Here is a 15,978-nt window from a genome sequence, read left to right on the forward strand (position 1 = left end):
TCTTCTAGTTACTGTCTTTCCGCCCACAACAGCCGGTTCCGCGGCTGCCGGACGACGCCGGAATTCCCGGCTGTCCCTGCTGTTTCACTCACCAGCCCCTTCATGACGGCGCCCTCTTCCAAAACGGCATAAAGCGCGCGTGCGGCACGGCTCAGAAGTTCCCGGGCATTGTGCGGTTGCGGCGCCAGGACCGCTATCGTCATCAGCGCTTCCCGTATGATCCGTTCCGAGGAGGGGGCGAGCTCTTTGCCATTCAGTTTCTCCCACAGCGACGTGACGCATGCCGCGATGCCGAGCGCGGTCACCCCGCCTTCCACGGTCCTTAGATGCTCAGGGTCGTGGCGCGCGGCCATGTCCACCAGGCGGATCACCCTGTGATGCAGCCTTTCCTGTGCCCGGTTCAGCACCTGCGGCGAGCCGTCCTGCGCCATGCGCACCAGATCGCGGGAAACGGCGGCGAGAATGGACCGCATCCGCACACCGGGGTTGATGGGGACCAGCACCGCGTAGGAAAGCCACGCGGTGCCGACACCGGCCACCATGGCCATGGCACCGATGGCGAGATCGATATTGGCGACGTTGACCGCGACTCCCGGCTGGACCACGAAGATGAAGAAAAGGGTCGCATCGGTCGCGGCTATCATGGTGCGCGGGTACTGCATGGCTAAAAGCCCGAGCAGCACGAATGGAGCGATGACGGCGACGGTGAGGTCCGGGTCGTGGACGGCGGAGAGCAGGAATATACGGCAGAAAACGGCGGCAGCGGAGCCGGTCGCCGCACCGACGAAGATGTTACCGACGAAGTGGGCGGGATGGTCCTTGTTGGAGAAGATGGTGGCCATGATGGAAAGGGCCATCAGCATGAGCGGCCCCTTGCTCCAGCCGGTAGCGCTCCAGGTGAAGCCGACGGCGGCGATGACGAGCCCCGAGCGAAAGGCGGCCCGGCCGGCCTCGACCCAGTCCCGGTGCCGGATGAGCCGGCGCTGCGGTTCCCCTGGCGCATCTTCGGCAACGGCTTCGAACCCTGCACGCACCTCTTCGATGGCCGCCACCAGCTTAGCAAAGGTCTGGCCCAAAAGCGGCAGGTGGGTGCGGGTTTCGCAAGCCAGGGCCGCCAGCTCGGAGCAGCCCCCCGCCGCGGGGGAGGAGGCGAACCTGGACGCGACTTCGAGAAGCTGCCCGGACATCAGTTCGCGCCATTTCCCGTGGTTCGCGTCGCCATCGCCGTGACGGTCCAGGTGCTCCGCTGCGAGGCGCCCCACCGACAGCAGGGAAAGAAGTGCCGCAATCAGGCTCTTCACGTGGCGTTGCGTCTTTTTGAAGCCGGGGGATGCGGCTCCGGTCGCATCGACCAGGAGTTCCAGGTCGGCCAGTTCGATGAGCAGCGCCTGTTCAAGTCTCGCGACCTTGTCGGTGCGGCCGTGGCTGATCAGTTCCGACAGCCACCGCATGGCGTCGCGGATCGCCTCGCGGAGCCGCCGCTTCAGCTCCTCGCGCGGCGCAGGCGGCGTGAAAAGCGCGGTCACAACGGTGGTGACGATGATGCCCACGACGATGCAGGCGATGCGGCCGAAGGCGATCTCGGCCATGCGGGACGGGTTCATGAAGCCGCTCATGACGATGACGGCGCAGGTGCAGCCCGCCATGAGAAAGGCGTAGGAGCGCAGGCCGTGGAAGAGGTTGCCTATGCCGACGCACCCGGCGATCCAGAAAACGAGGGCGAATGTGAGAAGAAACGGGGACCTGGTGTACTGGAGAAGCAGCAGGGCAGCCACAGAGCCGAAGACGGTGCCGACCAGGCGGTAGAAGCTTTTTTCGAACAACAGGCCGCGCGTAGGCTGGATGACGATCAGTGCAGTCATGGCGGCCCAGTAGGGGTTCTCGATGCCGAAAAACTCGGCGACGCCCAGGGCGGTCAGTACGGCCAAGGTCCCGCGCAGGGCGAGGACGAGCTTCAAGCGGTGGGGCGAATTCATCCTTTGAGTCTCGAACGGGTTTCCTGCAACCTATGCTCCAGTCGCTCGATGAAGGCGCTGATCTGGCTGATTTCCGGTTCACTGAACCCGTCCAGGAGCTCGTGTTCCAGGGCGGAGACCTTGCCGGTAATCTCAGTCACCATCGTGCGCCCCTTGGGCGTCAGGGTGAGGAGTTTGGCCCGCCGGTCGCTGGCGTCCTCGCTCCGCTCGACGAGCCCTTTGGCTATCAACTGGTCCAGGATGCGTGTCAGCGTGGGCCCCTCTATGCCGAGGGAGGCGGCGAGGTCTTTCTGCCTGATGCCATCGCCCATGTGGTGCAGGTGCAGCAACGGGCGCCATGCGGCGTCGGTCACCCCCAGCGACTGGAAGGCGCCATCCAGCACCTGACGCCAGCGCCTGGTCAGAAAGCCCATGCGGTACAGGAGGTTTTCCTTGTCTACTTTAGCGTTTGCGGTTGTCATGCAATATAGATAGCATCCTATCTATTATTTTGCTATCTATTTTTTTCCGACGGCATCGCGCCGCAATGCGAAGGTCAAGCACGGAGCTTTCAGGCAACCCGGGTCTTCTGCCGTGCGGACTTCCCTCCCGACGCCGGGCGCGGCTTCCGGAGCGTGGTGGGCGGAAAGACGGCCAGGCGCCCCAAGGCCTCCCGCACCAAGTCGGAGATGGTCATGTTCTTCCCGTTCAAAAGGCGCTCCAGGAACTTGCGTTCGGCATCGGTGATGCGGACCGAGATGATGTTGCGCCGACAATCAAGGTCTCCATAATCGTTCATACTTCCCCCACGAGCCGCAGCGCCTTCTCCCGCCTTCTCAGATGAACTGCAGCATATGTCCCATTTTCTCCCGCTTCGCGCGGAGGTACTCGATGTTGTTGCTGCCGGGCACGACCTCCAGGGGGACGCGCTCGACGATGTCGATGCCGTACCCCTGCAGACCGACCAGCTTCTTCGGGTTGTTGGTCATGAGCCGGATCTTTTTGAGCCCCAGGTGGGCCAGGATCTGGGCCCCGATGCCGTAGTCGCGCATGTCGGCCTTGAACCCCAGGGCGAGGTTCGCCTCCACGGTATCCTTGCCCTGGTCCTGCAGCGCGTAGGCCTTGAGTTTGTTGGTGAGCCCGATGCCGCGCCCTTCCTGGCGCATGTAGAGGACCACCCCCCTCCCCTCCGCTTCCACCATCTCCATGGCATGGTGCAGCTGGTCGGCGCAGTCGCAGCGGACGCTGCCGAAGACGTCGCCGGTCATGCACTCGGAATGGACCCGTACCAGCACCGGCTCGTCGCCGGCGAGGTCCCCCTTGACCAGGGCGATGTGCTCTAGGTGATCGACGTCGTTTTCGAAGGCGATGGCGCGGAAGGAGCCGGTCCTGGTCGGCAGGGCGACCTCCACGGAGCGCCGCACCAGGAACTCGTGCCGCAGGCGGTAGGCGACCAGGTCGGCGATGGTGCAGATCTTGATGCCGTGCTGCAGCGCGAAGCGCTTCAGGTCGGGCATCCGGGCCATGGTGCCGTCCTCTTTCATGATTTCGCAGATGACGCCGGCCGGTTCCAGCCCGGCCAGCCGCGCGAGATCGACGGAACCCTCGGTCTGCCCGGAGCGGACCAGGACGCCGCCATCCCGGGCGCGCAGGGGAAAGATGTGCCCGGGCCTCGCCAGGTCGCAGGCCTGAGCATCGGGCGCCACCGCGGTCAGTATGGTGCGGGCCCGGTCCGCCGCCGAGATGCCGGTGCTTACGCCGGAGCGCGCCTCGATGGAGACGGTGAACGCGGTGCCGAAAGAGGAGGTGTTGTCCCGCACCATGGGAGGGAGCGCCAGTCGGTCGCAGCGCTCCGCGGTCATGGTAAGGCAGATGAGGCCGCGCCCGAAGCGGGCCATGAAGTTGATGGCCTCGGGGGTCACGAACTGGGCGGCCATGGTGAGGTCGCCTTCGTTCTCGCGGTCCTCGTCATCCACCAGGATGACCATCCGGCCGGCCCTGATCTCTTCGATCGCTTCTTCTATGCTCGCCACGGACATGACACCCTCCTTGAGGTATTCGCGCCGGTTGAAGGTCGCACCACGCGCAGGGAAGCCAGGAAAACCCTGCGCGTGGTGCTGTGGTCCCAGGCACTGTGTCCCGAGCCATTTCGGAAAATACTGGTAGTCATGTTGCCGGCAGGCGGCGTTTCCCCCTCTCCCTCCGGGAGAGGGTCGGGGTGAGGGAGGCGCCCTGATCCGGCATCTTGCCTGGTAGCGGCGCCCTCACCCGGCCTCCGGCCACCCTCTCCCGGAGGGAGAGGGGATGGGGAATAACGCGAGGTCAGAGTGCCGTTACGCCGCGCGCAGTTTCTCCGCGAGGACCGGCGCCAGTTGCAGCACGTCGGCAACCACCATGACGTCGGCGGCCTCGCTGATGGGGGCTTCCTTGTCCTTGTTGATGGCGACGATGAAGTCGGATTTCTTCATCCCGGCCAGGTGCTGGATGGCGCCGGAGATGCCGCAGGCGACGTAGAGCTTGGGCGATACGGTCTGGCCGGTGGTGCCGACCTGGTGGCTGTGCCCGACCCATCCGGCGTCGACCACGGGGCGGCTCGCGCCGAGCTCGCCGCCGAAGGCCTTGGCCAGGTCCGCGATGACGGCGACGTTCTCCTTCTTGCCGACGCCGCGGCCGGCGCTGACGATGATCTCCGCGCGACCCAGGTCGACCTCTTTCTTCTCGGCCGGCTCGTAGCCGACGAACTGCAGCGCCGAACTCCCCTGCGAAATCTCGATCGCCTCCACCTGCGGGGCGCCGGACTTCTGGCCGGCATAGTTGAAGGCGCCGGCCTGGACGGTGAGGACGGCGCGCGCCCCTTTCGGGCTCACGGTGCGACGCAGCTTGCCGTTGCACAGGCTCACTTCCAGCTTGCCGTCCACGATGTTGACGACCTCGGAGACCTGTCCCACCCTCAAGGTCGCGGCCACCCGGGGAGCCAGGTCCCAGCCGTAGGAGGAGTGCGGGAAGATGATGTAGTCGGGGTTCTCCTTGAGGACCGCTGCGACCACGATGTGCTTGTGCAGCTCGGGGCTGTACTCCCCGTATTTGTCGACGTCGGCCAGGTAGAGTTTGCCGGCCACCTGCGGGGCCTGCGCCTCCTTCCCCACCAGGACCAGGCTCACCTCAGCCCCCAAACGCTCCGCGAAGGCCACCAGCTCGTAGCTGGTATCCAGTAATTTTCCTTCCCGCTGTTCACAGACAAGCAGTGCTTTCATGGCTCACCTCCTTATTTCATGACCGTGGTCTTTTCCTTGAGTATGCCCAGCAGGCGGTCCGCGACGTCCCCCAGATCCCCCTCGAGCACGATGCCGCCGCCGCTTTTCACCGGCGGGTAGAGCTTCTCGGTGCCGGTCGCGGCCTCCTCTTTCAAGAGGCTCGCAACCGGTACCAGCTGCAGCTCCTTCTTCTTCGCCTTCATGATGTTGGGCAGGGTCGGGTAGCGCGGCACGTTGAGGCCCAACTGGCAGGTAACCAGCGCCGGTACCGGGACCTTGACCACGCTCTTGACGCCCCCCTCCAGCTCCCTCTTCGCGGTCACCACGCCGTCGGCGTACTCGAAGCCGACCAGGGTGCTGGCGCAGTTGTGGCCCAGGAGTTCCGCGACGGTGACGCCCACCTGCGCCGAGCCCCGGTCCTGCGACTGCATCCCGGTGAAGATGACGTCGAAGTCCTTGTCGCCCGCATAGGCGGCGATGATGTTGGCGATCTGCCACGGGTCCTTGCGGGCGCTGTCGTTGTCCTGCACCTGGACCGCCTTGTCGCATCCCATGGCGAGCGCCTTCTTGAGCGCCTCGCCGACGCGGTCGGCGCCGATGGAGAGGACGGTGATCTCGGGCTGGTTCCCCAACTGCTCCTTGAGCTGCACCGCCTGCTCGACGGCGTACTCGTCATACTCGTTCATCCTGTAGGCCAGGTCGGCCTCGTCGTACCAATCCCCCGTCCCGTTCACCTTGAAGCGGGATTCCATGTCCGGTACCTGTTTGATGCAGACTAGAATGTTCATGTGCGCCTCCCTATCGGTCGTTTAATGCCTCGGCCATTACCTCTGCGATGTCCCTTACCCGTACCTTCTCCGCCCCCTGGTCCTTGAGCCCGTCCTCCAGCATGGTCATGCAGTAGGGGCAGCTGACGCAGATGGTGTCGGGTTGCTGCTTGAGGGCTTCCTTGACCCGTTCGTGGTTGATCCTCGCTCCGGTCTGTTCCTCCATCCACATCCTGCCGCCGCCCGCGCCGCAGCAGAAGCCGTTCTCCCGGTTGCGCTCGAAGTCGCCGGGGCTCGCCCCGGTGGCCGCCTCGATGACGGCGCGGGGCGCCGCGTAGGTGTCGTTGTGGCGTCCCAGGTAGCAGGAGTCATGGAAGAGCACCTTCCCCTGCCCTGCCTTCTTGGGCGCCTTGAGCTTGCCGTCGCCGACCAGTTGGGCGATCAGCTCGCTGTGGTGCACCACCTCCAGCTCGACGCCGTACTGCCTGTAGTCGTTCTTCAAGGTGCTGAAGCAGTGCGGGCACGCGGTGACGATCTTCTTCACGCCGCGCTCGCGGAACATCGCCACGTTGTCGCGCGCCATCTTGTCGAAGACGAACTCGTTCCCCAGGCGCCGGACGCTGTCGCCGCAGCAGATCTCGTCCTTGCCCAGGATGCCCCAGCTGATGCCGGCCCGGTCCAGGGTGGTCGCCAGGGCGAGCGTGGTCTGCTTGGCGCGGCTGTCGAAGGAGCCGGCGCAGCCGACGAAGAAGAGGTATTCGGTCTCCCCCGGTTTGAAGCTGCGCTCACCGAGGACCGAGGTCCACTTGCCGCGCTCGGAGGGGGCGATGCCCCAGGGGTTGCTGCGCTGCTCCATGTTCTCGAAGAGGTTCAAAAGCTCTTCCGGGAACCGGGCCTTTTCCTGCACCAGGTGCCGGCGCATCTTGACGATCTTGGGGAGGTGCTCGATGAGGACCGGGCAGACCGAGAGGCAGGCGCCGCATGTGGTGCAGTCCCACAGCGATTCCTCGCTGCTGGTCCCCTCCCCCTTGGGTCCGATGAGCGGCTTGCCACCCTTTTCCAGCAGGTTCACCTTGACGTCGTGGACGACGCGGCGCGGGTTCAGGGATTTCCCCGTGTTGTGCGCGGGACAGAGGTCCTGGCAGCGTCCGCATTCGGTGCAGGAGAAGGAATCCAGCAGGTCCTTCCAGGAAAACTGCTCGACGCCGCTGACACCGAACCGGTTCCCCATCTGGAACTCCTCGCGCGGCGGGACCGCCGGATGCTCGAGGTTTCTGAAGTAGCAGTTGGGGATGGCGGTCAGGATGTGCATGTGCTTGCTGCGCGGCAGCAGGTTGAGAAAAAGAAGCAACACTATCGCATGCGCCCACCAGGAGACCGAAGCGACGCCGTCCAGTGTTGCTGCAGGAAGACCCTGCAAGAAAAAGGAGACCGCCCGTGAGACACGGCTGCCACGTCTGCGACCCGGGGGCGAGGCGGGCCGCGTTCATCAGGAAGTACGCCGCCATGAGCGTCGCGATCATCCCGAGGATGAGGAGCGCCTCGCCGCTGCAGGGCTTGGTGTAGTCGTTGCCGAGATACGACGGCGCGAAAAAGAGCCGGCGCGCCAGTGCCACGAGAACGCTGACGAGCGCAAGGAGCGACACCAGGTCGAAGGCGAGTTCGAGCGGGTGGCGGATCGCTTCCGGCAGAGCGGAGAGCCCGCTTCCCGGGAAGAGCCCCTGCCACAGGAAGTCACCGTTGGCGACCAGGAGCAGCAAGAAGGCCCAGAACAGCACGAAGTGGTTCACGCCGAACGGGCGAGACAGAACGCGCCTCTGCCCGAAGGCGTAGGAGAAGACCCCGGCCAGGCGCTCGCCCGGGCGGTCGAGCGATCCTCGGCGGCGCCGGCGGTGACCAGTTGCAGGCGCTGGTAGCAGCTGTAACAGAAGGTCAGGACGGCGACGAGCAACAACGGCATGAAGTACGGGTGGCTTTGCATGTGATACCTCGCAAGCGGTTGATGGGACTGGCCCCGCAGGCGCCTGTCCCCTTACAACTGTCGGTCAAACGGCGAGCCGGTCGGGGAGTCTCCCGCCGCGCTGCTCTTTCATGGTGCGCACCCTCTTGGTCAGGGCCGGCACGATCTCGAACACGTCACCCACGATGCCGTAGGTGGCGACCTGGAAGATGGGGGCCTCGGGGTCGCGGTTGATGGCGATGACGACGTCGGAGTCCTGCATGCCGACCAGGTGCTGGATGGCGCCGGAGATGCCGCAGGCGATGTAGATCTTTGGGCGCACCGTCTTGCCGGTCTGCCCGACCTGGCGGCTGTGCGGCATCCACCCGGCATCGACGGCGCTCCTGGAGGCGCCGACCACGCCGCCCAGTTCCGCGGCGAGCTCGTGCAGCATGGCGAAGTTCTCCTTCCCCATCAGGCCGCGCCCCCCCGAGACGATGATCTCGGCCCCGGCGATATCGATGTCCTTGCCCCCCTTGTCGCTGATCGACTCGATCACCTTGGCGAGCACGTCCTCCTCGCGCAGGCCGTACTCCTCGTTGACCACGACGCCGGTCCGCCCCGGGAGCCGTTCCGGCATGGCCATCACGTGGGGACGCACCGTCGCCATCTGGGGGCGGAAGCGGTCGCACATGATGGTGGCCATGATGTTGCCGCCGAAGGCCGGGCGTCCAATCTGCCGCCCGCCAACTCGTCCACGTCGAGAACACCGGCGAGCTTCCTCGCGCTGGCCATCTTCATGATACGGGCCACCTGCACCGGAAGGTCCGCCGCGTACACCCTGAAACCGGCTTCCGCCATGAAGGCGGAGTTACGCAGGGTGCCTGCACCGTAATCGAGGACCGAGCGCACCTCTTTCTTCCTGAAAAACTCCAGATATTTGCTGACACTCAGTGCTGCTGTCGCCATATATGCTCCTGATACGGCGGCGAAGGCGGTGTGCCGCTCGGACCAGAAGGGGCGCCAGTCGTCGGAATCGTAGCGCGGGTCGATGTTGGGCGCGACCGCCCTCCCCCCGTGGCGCTCGACGAAACGGATCAGGGAACGTCGCACCACGTTAAGGAACTTCGAGCCGTTCCATTTCCCGGACGAGAACTCGATGGCCGAGTAGCGCTGATCTTTCGTGTAGTGGTCGGTAATGTGCCCGGTGAAGGGGAGAAAGACGCTGATCACGGAACGAGCGCCCGGGAGCCATTCCTGCGGCAGGCGGCGTCGCTGTAGGAGAGCCCGAGATTCCGTCACTGGTTGCCAAAGCCACTCTCAACCCCATACTGCACCTCCGACTGTTTTTGTAGTTCCCCAAAGCGTCCCCCTCCCAGCCTCCCCCCTCCGGGGGGAGGGGCGTAGACACCTGCCCAAGCGTCTTCTTTGAGGGGGCGCGGATACGTGCCCAAGGCAGAAGGGACTGGCTCCGTTAGGTGCCTGTCCCTCTAGCGGGACGCTCCCTTCAGCTTCAGCCACCTTCCCCAGGCCTAAGGGGACAGGCACCTGGCGGAGCCAGTCCCCTCCCCCCGGACCACCAAAATGAAAAAAGGCCAAGGTAGCGCCTCCCATGAGGGGTTCGCTTACCTTGGCCTCCAGTTTGTCTGGTCAACCAGTTTATGATGATGAAGCTTGGGGAGCCCCACCGTTATTGATGGCGCTGATCATAGCGCCTGGGCCTGATCAAGTCAAGCCATTTTCTATCTATCCTACAATTTTTATAGAGTGTTGCTAGATCTGGTAATCCTCAACGAAGACGCGCATCTTGCGCGGCCTTGCGTAGACCTGTTCCCCTACCTGCAACTGAAGCCGGTCCGCCTCGTCGCGCGGCAGCTCCGCCTCGATGGTCCGGTCACTGCCGGAAAGAACCAAGTCGACGCGCACAAGAGGACCGACAGAGAGGAGGTAGCGGACCTCTGCCTTGATGGCACCGGAACCGTTGCCGTCCCGCTCGATGGCGATGTCGTGCGAACGGACATAGCCGACGGCGGGGGCATCCTGCGCCGAGGCGTTCTCCGGCGAGGACAGGTCGAGACCCGCCATCTGCGCGGTCCCCTCGTGTACCCTGCCATGGAACAGATTGACGCTGCCGAGGAAGTCGTAGACGAACGGGGTAGCCGGGCGGTCGTACACCTCGGACGGCGTCCCTTCCTGCTCGATGCGCCCCTCGTTCATGACCACGATCCGGTCGGCCACCTCGAGCGCCTCCTCCTGGTCGTGGGTCACGAAGACACTGGTGACGTGGATCTCGTCGTGCAGGCGTCGCAGCCACCGGCGCAGTTCCAGCCTCACCTTGGCATCCAGCGCCCCGAAAGGCTCGTCCAGCAAGAGCACCTGCGGCTCGACGGCCAGGGCCCGGGCCAGCGCCACGCGCTGCCGCTGCCCGCCGGAGAGTTGCGCCGGGTAGCGGTCGGCCAGGTTTTCCAACTGGATCAGCTTGAGCAGGTTGTGCACCTTGTCCCGGATCTCCTGTTTGCTGGGGCGGCTCTTCTTGGGCTTGACGGTGAGGCCGAAGGCGATGTTATCGAAAACGGTCATGTGCCGGAACAGGGCGTAGTGCTGGAACACGAACCCCACCTGGCGTTCCTGGACCTGACGCTTGGTGGCCTCCTCGCCATCGAAAAGGATTCTGCCGCTGTCAGGGCTCTCCAACCCGGCGATGATGCGCAACAGCGACGTCTTTCCCGAGCCGGAGGGGCCGAGGAGTGCCACCAGTTCCCCCGAGGGAACCTTGAGACTCACATCCTTCAAGGCGGTAAAGGTGCCAAACGACTTGCTTACGGCTTGGATTTCGATGCTCATGGGGTTACCTTTCTGTCTCTGCTGCTGATATCGTCTGCTGCATCTTCCATTCGGACACGGTCTTGACCGCCAAGGTCACCAGGGCCAGCAGCGCCAGGAGTGATGCCACCGCGAAGGCCGCTGCGTAGCTGTATTCGTTGTAGAGAATCTCGACCTGGAGCGGGATCGTGTTGGTGGAGCCACGCACGTGGCCGGAAACGACCGATACCGCGCCGAATTCCCCCATGGCCCTCGCGTTGCAGAGGATGACGCCGTACAGGATGCCCCACTTGATGTTGGGGAAGGTCACCCGCAGAAAGGTCTGCAGGCCGTTGGCCCCAAGGGTGAGCGCCGCTTCCTCCTCCTCGCGCCCCTGCGATTCCATGAGCGGGATCAACTCCCGCGCGATGAACGGGAAGGTGACGAAGATGGTGGCGAGGATGATGCCCGGGACCGCGAAGATGATCTTGATGTCGTGCTCCTGCAGCCAGGGGCCGAGCCACCCTTGCAGGCCGAAGATCAGCACGTAGATGAGGCCGGAGACCACCGGCGAGACCGAGAACGGCAGGTCGATCAGCGTGATGAGGAAGCTCTTGCCGGGGAAGCTGAACTTGGCGATGGCCCAGGCCGCAACGATGCCGAAGAAGAGGTTCAGGGGCACGCACACCGCGGCGGTGATCAGCGTGAGCCGGATGGCCGAGATCGTGTCCGGCTCCTTGAGTGCAGCCAGGTAGGCCTCCCATCCCTTTTCCAGCGCCTGCGCGAAGACCGCAGCCAGCGGCAGCACCAGGAACAGCGCCAGGAAGGCCAGGGCAACCGAAATCAGCAGCCAGCGCACCCAGGCCGGCTCCGTCACCGTCGCCCCTTTCCTCTCCTTTTTGTGAAGACCCTTACCAACCATGTCCTATCCCTCCCGGCGCCAAGGCCCGTTTATTCCGCAAAGCGCCTGCTCCACTTCTGCAACAGGTTGATGCAGAGCAGCATGAAGAAGGAAACCACAAGCATGACGGTGGCGATGGCGGTCGCGCCGGCGTAATCGTACTGTTCCAGCTTGGTGATGATGAGCAGCGGCGTGATCTCGGAGACCATCGGCATGTTGCCGGCGATGAAGATGATTGAGCCGTACTCGCCGACCGCACGGGCGAAGGAAAGGGCAAAGCCGGTGAGAATGGCGGGGAGCATGGTCGGGAGCAGCACCCTGCGGAAGGTCTGCCAGCGGTTGGCACCGAGGCAGGAGGCAGCCTCCTCGATCTCCTGGTCCAACTCTTCCAGCACCGGTTGGACCGTGCGCACCACGAAGGGGAGGCCGATGAAGACCATGGCGACGGCAATGCCGAGGGGGGTGAAGGCGACCTTGATGCCGCGCGGCTCCAGGTAGCGCCCCAGCCAGCCGTTTTGCGAGTAGATGCTGGCCAGCGTGATACCGGCGACGGCGGTGGGGAGGGCGAACGGGAGATCCACCAGGGCGTCAATCAGCTTCTTGCCCGGGAAGCGGTAGCGCACCAGCACCCAGGCCACCAGCACGCCGAAGAAGCCGTTGATGACGGCGGCGGCAAGCGAGGCGCCGAAGGTAACGCGATAGGAAGCCAGCACCCGGGGCGCGGTAACCGCAGCGACGAAGTCGTCCCACGTGAGGGTGGCGGTCTTGAAAAAGAGCGCCGAGAGGGGGATGAGCACGATCAGGCTCAGATAGAAGATGGTGTAACCGAGCGCCGGGGTAAAGCCCGGTAAGACGTTGTTCTTTGCTCTCCCCCCAGCCATACCCCCCCCGTTCGATCCGCAACCAGCGGCTTTAATTCCCATATTTCCATCGAATTGGTGGAGTTATGTTTAACACTACCATCCTGCCGTTGTCAACTCAATTTTATACAAAATCTGTAGAGTAATATCCTGCAAAAAGGACGGCAGACAGGTAAAGTACGCACAAGTGGTCAGAGTTGGAGTGGTGGACGTCCGTAACTCCGCGCCGCTGCTACCAACGCGTCTATATTGGCGGGTGGTGTGTCGATGGGGAGGCCGCAGCCAAGCCCGAGGATGTATCCCTTCGGATTGTCCCACGCCTTGGCGATACACTCCCTCGCATTGGTGAGGACATCGTCGGGAGTGCCGAGGAACATGGTCGCGGTGGGGCGTATGTTGCCCAGAAGCGCCACCCTGTCCCCCACCTCCGCCTTCGCGTCGGCCAGATCGACCACGTCGTCGAGGCTCAGCACCGATGCGCCGGTGTCCGCCATCTCGGACCAGATCCTGGTCGTGTTGCCGCAGATGTGAAGGGAAGGAGCCGCGCCGCTCTCCGCCTTGATGGCGGCGCAGACCTCCTTCAGGTAGGGGAGCGCGAACGCCGTGAACAGTGTGGGCGAGATCATGGTCCCGGAGGCGGTCGGGTCGGCGAGGCCGATCCTGGCGCCGCGCTCGAGGGCCGCCCTGGCGAAGCGGATGATACTCTCGGTCGAGTGCCGCAGCAGGCGGTGGGCGAAGGCCGGGTTCCTGCGCAGGTCGCGGAGAAACTTTTCAGTGCCGCGGATGCCGGCCGCCGTGGTGAAGGGTCCCGCGCAGGTCATGCCGAGGGGAACCTCATCGCCGATTTCCTTGAGCACCTGGGTCGCCGCGTCGAGAAACAGCGGCAGGCGGCCGTCCTTCTCGGGGTCCGGCACCTTCAGGGAATCCAGCACCGACTCGTGCGTCACCACGCTCTCGGCGATATAGGGGGTGCTGTCGGGAAAGGCGACCTTGCTCCCGATCGCCTCGGCGACGCCGGTGAGTCCCGGACCGGTGTTGACGTTGTCGGTGCCGTACCTGCGCCAGGCCGCGATCTGGCCGCGGGCCAGGAGGTCGGCCGAGTTGTTGTAGTCGCCGACGCTCACGCCGATGACGCGCGCCGCGTGGTCGCTGATCAGGAGGTTCACCGGGATGCGATCGTACGGCTTCCCGTTAAGGGCCGCAATGGTCCTCTCCCTGGAGGACATCCATTCCTGCACCGGCTGCGCTACCGCCTCTTTCATGATTGCGGGCTCCTTGCACAGCCACCGATCAGGCCGACCGCGTCGGCGCGGCACTGCTGGCAGCCGCGGAACTGTGCGATGGTGGCTTCGTTGGCAGAGCGGACCTGTTCCAGGTGCTCCGGGGTCGGCCGGGGGACGTGGGCGAGATTCGCCTGTGGGATGATGGGCATCACGTTCATGACAAAAGCCCCCGCCTCGCTCGCCTTCTGTGCGACAAGCGGGATCTGCTCCTCGTTGATTCCCGGGATGAGCACCGTGTTCACCTTGACCACCATGCCGCGCTGCGCGGCAACGCGCACCCCCTCGAACTGGTTGCGGATCAGGGTCTCCGCTCCCTCGGCGCCACGCAGGACGCGGCCGCGATACCGGACCTCCCGGTAGATCCGCCCCCCCACCTCCGGGTCTGCGGCGTTGATGGTGACGGTGAGACTGTGCAGGTTGACGCCGGAGAGGTGGTCGATCCGGTCGGGGAGCGCCAGCCCGTTCGTGCTCAGACAGAAGAGCAGGTCCGGGAATTCCCGCTGCACCAGTGTGAACGTCTCGAAGGTTTCTGCGTTGGCCAGGGGATCCCCCGGCCCGGCAATGCCGATGACCCTGATCAGCGAGCCGCACGTGGCGCCGGCCATGACGCCGCGCACCCGCTCCAGCGCCTCAGGCGGCGTCAGGAGCCTGCTGGTCACGCCGGGGCGCGACTCGTTGGTGCAGTCGTGCCTTCTGTCGCAATAGCCGCACGTGATGTTGCAGCGCGGCGCCACGGCGAGGTGGATGCGCCCGTTCCTGTGCCGGTCCCCGCCGAAGCACGGATGCCCGTGCAGGAACTTGTCCCTCGTGCATGAAGTCGCCATGCCTCCTCCCCTCCCCACTCCGTCCGCTCTAAATGCTGGCACCGCTGCTTCTTACCTCGCCGGCCGGAGGCGGCTAGGGCGGCACTGATGTTGGAGGTGGTGGTCGATTTGCCGATCCCCCCCTTGCCGTAGATGGCGATGGTTTTCACTTTTTTGCCGGACATGTCGTTTGCTCCTTTGCTTGTTGATTTGGCCCCAAGGCCGCAGCGCCGTTGCGCTGTCGTGGTTGAAAAAAGTCCTGTCAGATGCCCAGTCCGCCGTTCACCACGCCGGTCTCGAGCTCGGCGATGATGCTCCCCCACTTCCCCGCCCAGCGTTGCATGGCGTGGTCGTCCAGTGCCTTGGGACGGCGCAGCGCGCCCCCCTCGGAGAGGTTCCGCGCCAGTTTCCGGTAGGCGTAGGTGACGTGGGAGAAGGGTGCGGACTCCAGGAGTGTCTGGCCGTAGAAGTCGCTCACCGAGACCATGATGGAGTGCGGGATGGTGGCCAGCACCGAGGTCCCGGTCTGCGCTGCGAAGTCGGATACGATCGCCTCCTGCAGCGGCCCGGACAGGTTGTTGGCGACCACCCCTCCCAGTCGCGTGTTGGCCGCGGCGATGGTGTTGAGCCAGGCAAAGAGCCCGTTCACCACCTGCAGGGAGCAGCGGTCGGCGGAAGTCACCGCCACGAGGCCCACCACCCCGTCGACTCCTGCCGGCAGACGCACATCCCCGCCGGATTCCCAGGTGAAGTCGTGCAGCACGTACTCCGGCTGGAATGACTCGACCAGGGGATGGGCAAGAAGCGCCTTCTCCAGCTCTTCCCTGCGTGCCACGGCCGCTCCGGCCTCGAGGCATAGGGTGCCGCGGTAGCCGCGCGAGTAGAGGGGGACATCCTCGCCGTGCAGCCACCCCGGCAACGCCTCCATCTCATTGCCGCCGCTCAAGGTACCGGCAGAACTGCGGTGGCTGTCGTAACCGACCAGTAGGACGCGCCTACCCGCCTCGGCCAGGGCTCCGCCGAGGTTCGCCGCCACTGTCGACTTCCCCGTGCCGCTTTTCCCCGCGATGACAATGTGCCGTCCGGCCATCTGTTCCTCCTTTGCGTTTCGTCCCCGTGCGGCCGGGTTGATGCTATGCAAACAAAAAAGGCCAGGCATAACCGTGCATCCGGTTAAAGCCTGGCCTCCAGTTTATCTGGTCAGCTGCAGGTGGTTTTCTCGTTGTTCTTCTCTACTACTCTGGTTGTTCTTTCGCTATTGGATCCTGATCTTCTCGTTCTTGTCGAGTTGGATCACTTTCCCGTCCTGGACCACGAGGGTAACGGTGCCGTAACGAAGGTCCCGGAGCGCCAGGCGGATCCTTTGCTCGAGGTCTCTGCTCAGCTTGCCAGACTGTTCCGATGTCGTCTCCAT

General features: G+C 64.6%; 14 protein-coding genes and 3 pseudogenes. All 17 read right to left on the bottom strand.

The window, feature by feature from the left end; all coding sequences use genetic code 11:
* Positions 1-8: 8 nt before the first annotated feature.
* A complete protein-coding gene (locus tag H7687_RS09370) occupies positions 9-1,976 on the bottom strand; it encodes an FUSC family protein (protein WP_183346782.1) in 1,968 nt (655 codons plus the stop codon).
* The gene (locus H7687_RS09375; protein WP_183346783.1) at positions 1,973-2,437 is read right to left on the bottom strand and encodes a MarR family winged helix-turn-helix transcriptional regulator; all 465 of its coding nucleotides are present in this window, start codon (positions 2,435-2,437) and stop codon (positions 1,973-1,975) included. The genes H7687_RS09370 and H7687_RS09375 overlap by 4 nt, the downstream gene beginning before the upstream one ends.
* An 89-nt stretch (positions 2,438-2,526) precedes the next feature.
* Positions 2,527-2,754 (bottom strand): YlcI/YnfO family protein, encoded by a 228-nt coding sequence (locus tag H7687_RS09380; protein ID WP_183346784.1) that lies wholly within the window; start codon positions 2,752-2,754, stop codon positions 2,527-2,529.
* Positions 2,755-2,791: 37 nt separating this feature from the next.
* Positions 2,792-3,994, bottom strand: coding sequence for a bifunctional 3,4-dihydroxy-2-butanone-4-phosphate synthase/GTP cyclohydrolase II (locus tag H7687_RS09385; protein ID WP_183346785.1), 1,203 nt, complete (start codon positions 3,992-3,994; stop codon positions 2,792-2,794).
* A gap of 294 nt (positions 3,995-4,288) precedes the next feature.
* Positions 4,289-5,209 carry an electron transfer flavoprotein subunit alpha/FixB family protein gene (locus tag H7687_RS09390; RefSeq protein WP_183346786.1) on the bottom strand — a complete coding sequence of 307 codons (921 nt, stop codon included), beginning with the start codon at positions 5,207-5,209 and terminating at the stop codon, positions 4,289-4,291.
* Between the two features lie 11 nt (positions 5,210-5,220).
* Entirely contained in the window at positions 5,221-5,997 is a 777-nt protein-coding gene (locus tag H7687_RS09395; protein ID WP_183346787.1) for an electron transfer flavoprotein subunit beta/FixA family protein, read from the bottom strand.
* A gap of 10 nt (positions 5,998-6,007) precedes the next feature.
* Positions 6,008-7,957: pseudogene (locus tag H7687_RS09400) on the bottom strand ((Fe-S)-binding protein).
* A gap of 64 nt (positions 7,958-8,021) precedes the next feature.
* Positions 8,022-8,645: pseudogene (locus H7687_RS09405) on the bottom strand (electron transfer flavoprotein subunit alpha/FixB family protein); the annotation flags it as partial.
* Positions 8,561-9,148, bottom strand: a complete 588-nt coding sequence (locus tag H7687_RS09410) for a class I SAM-dependent methyltransferase (RefSeq protein WP_183346788.1) — start codon at positions 9,146-9,148, stop codon at positions 8,561-8,563. The gene H7687_RS09410 and the pseudogene H7687_RS09405, both read right to left, overlap by 85 nt.
* Before the next feature lie 540 nt (positions 9,149-9,688).
* Complete coding sequence (locus H7687_RS09415; RefSeq protein ID WP_183346789.1) at positions 9,689-10,759, bottom strand: sulfate/molybdate ABC transporter ATP-binding protein; 1,071 nt, start codon at positions 10,757-10,759, stop codon at positions 9,689-9,691.
* Between the two features lie 4 nt (positions 10,760-10,763).
* On the bottom strand, positions 10,764-11,639 hold the full coding sequence (gene cysW, locus H7687_RS09420) for a sulfate ABC transporter permease subunit CysW (protein WP_183346790.1): 876 nt from the start codon (positions 11,637-11,639) through the stop codon (positions 10,764-10,766).
* A 29-nt stretch (positions 11,640-11,668) separates the two neighbouring features.
* Positions 11,669-12,499, bottom strand: coding sequence for a sulfate ABC transporter permease subunit CysT (gene cysT / locus H7687_RS09425; protein WP_183346791.1), 831 nt, complete (start codon positions 12,497-12,499; stop codon positions 11,669-11,671).
* Between the two features lie 170 nt (positions 12,500-12,669).
* Complete coding sequence (locus tag H7687_RS09430) at positions 12,670-13,740, bottom strand: uroporphyrinogen decarboxylase family protein (protein WP_183346792.1); 1,071 nt, start codon at positions 13,738-13,740, stop codon at positions 12,670-12,672.
* A complete protein-coding gene (locus tag H7687_RS09435; RefSeq protein WP_183346793.1) occupies positions 13,737-14,585 on the bottom strand; it encodes a radical SAM protein in 849 nt (282 codons plus the stop codon). Before H7687_RS09435 ends, H7687_RS09430 begins: the two co-directional genes overlap by 4 nt.
* Before the next feature lie 56 nt (positions 14,586-14,641).
* A pseudogene (nifH, locus tag H7687_RS09440) lies at positions 14,642-14,734 on the bottom strand (nitrogenase reductase); the annotation flags it as partial.
* Positions 14,735-14,826: 92 nt separating this feature from the next.
* The gene (locus H7687_RS09445; RefSeq protein ID WP_183346794.1) at positions 14,827-15,654 is read right to left on the bottom strand and encodes a nucleotide-binding protein; all 828 of its coding nucleotides are present in this window, start codon (positions 15,652-15,654) and stop codon (positions 14,827-14,829) included.
* A 165-nt stretch (positions 15,655-15,819) separates the two neighbouring features.
* Entirely contained in the window at positions 15,820-15,978 is a 159-nt protein-coding gene (locus H7687_RS09450; protein WP_183346795.1) for a YezD family protein, read from the bottom strand.

It is taken from the genome of Geomonas paludis, from assembly GCF_014193585.1.
Classification (GTDB): Bacteria; Desulfobacterota; Desulfuromonadia; order Geobacterales; family Geobacteraceae; genus Geomonas; species Geomonas paludis.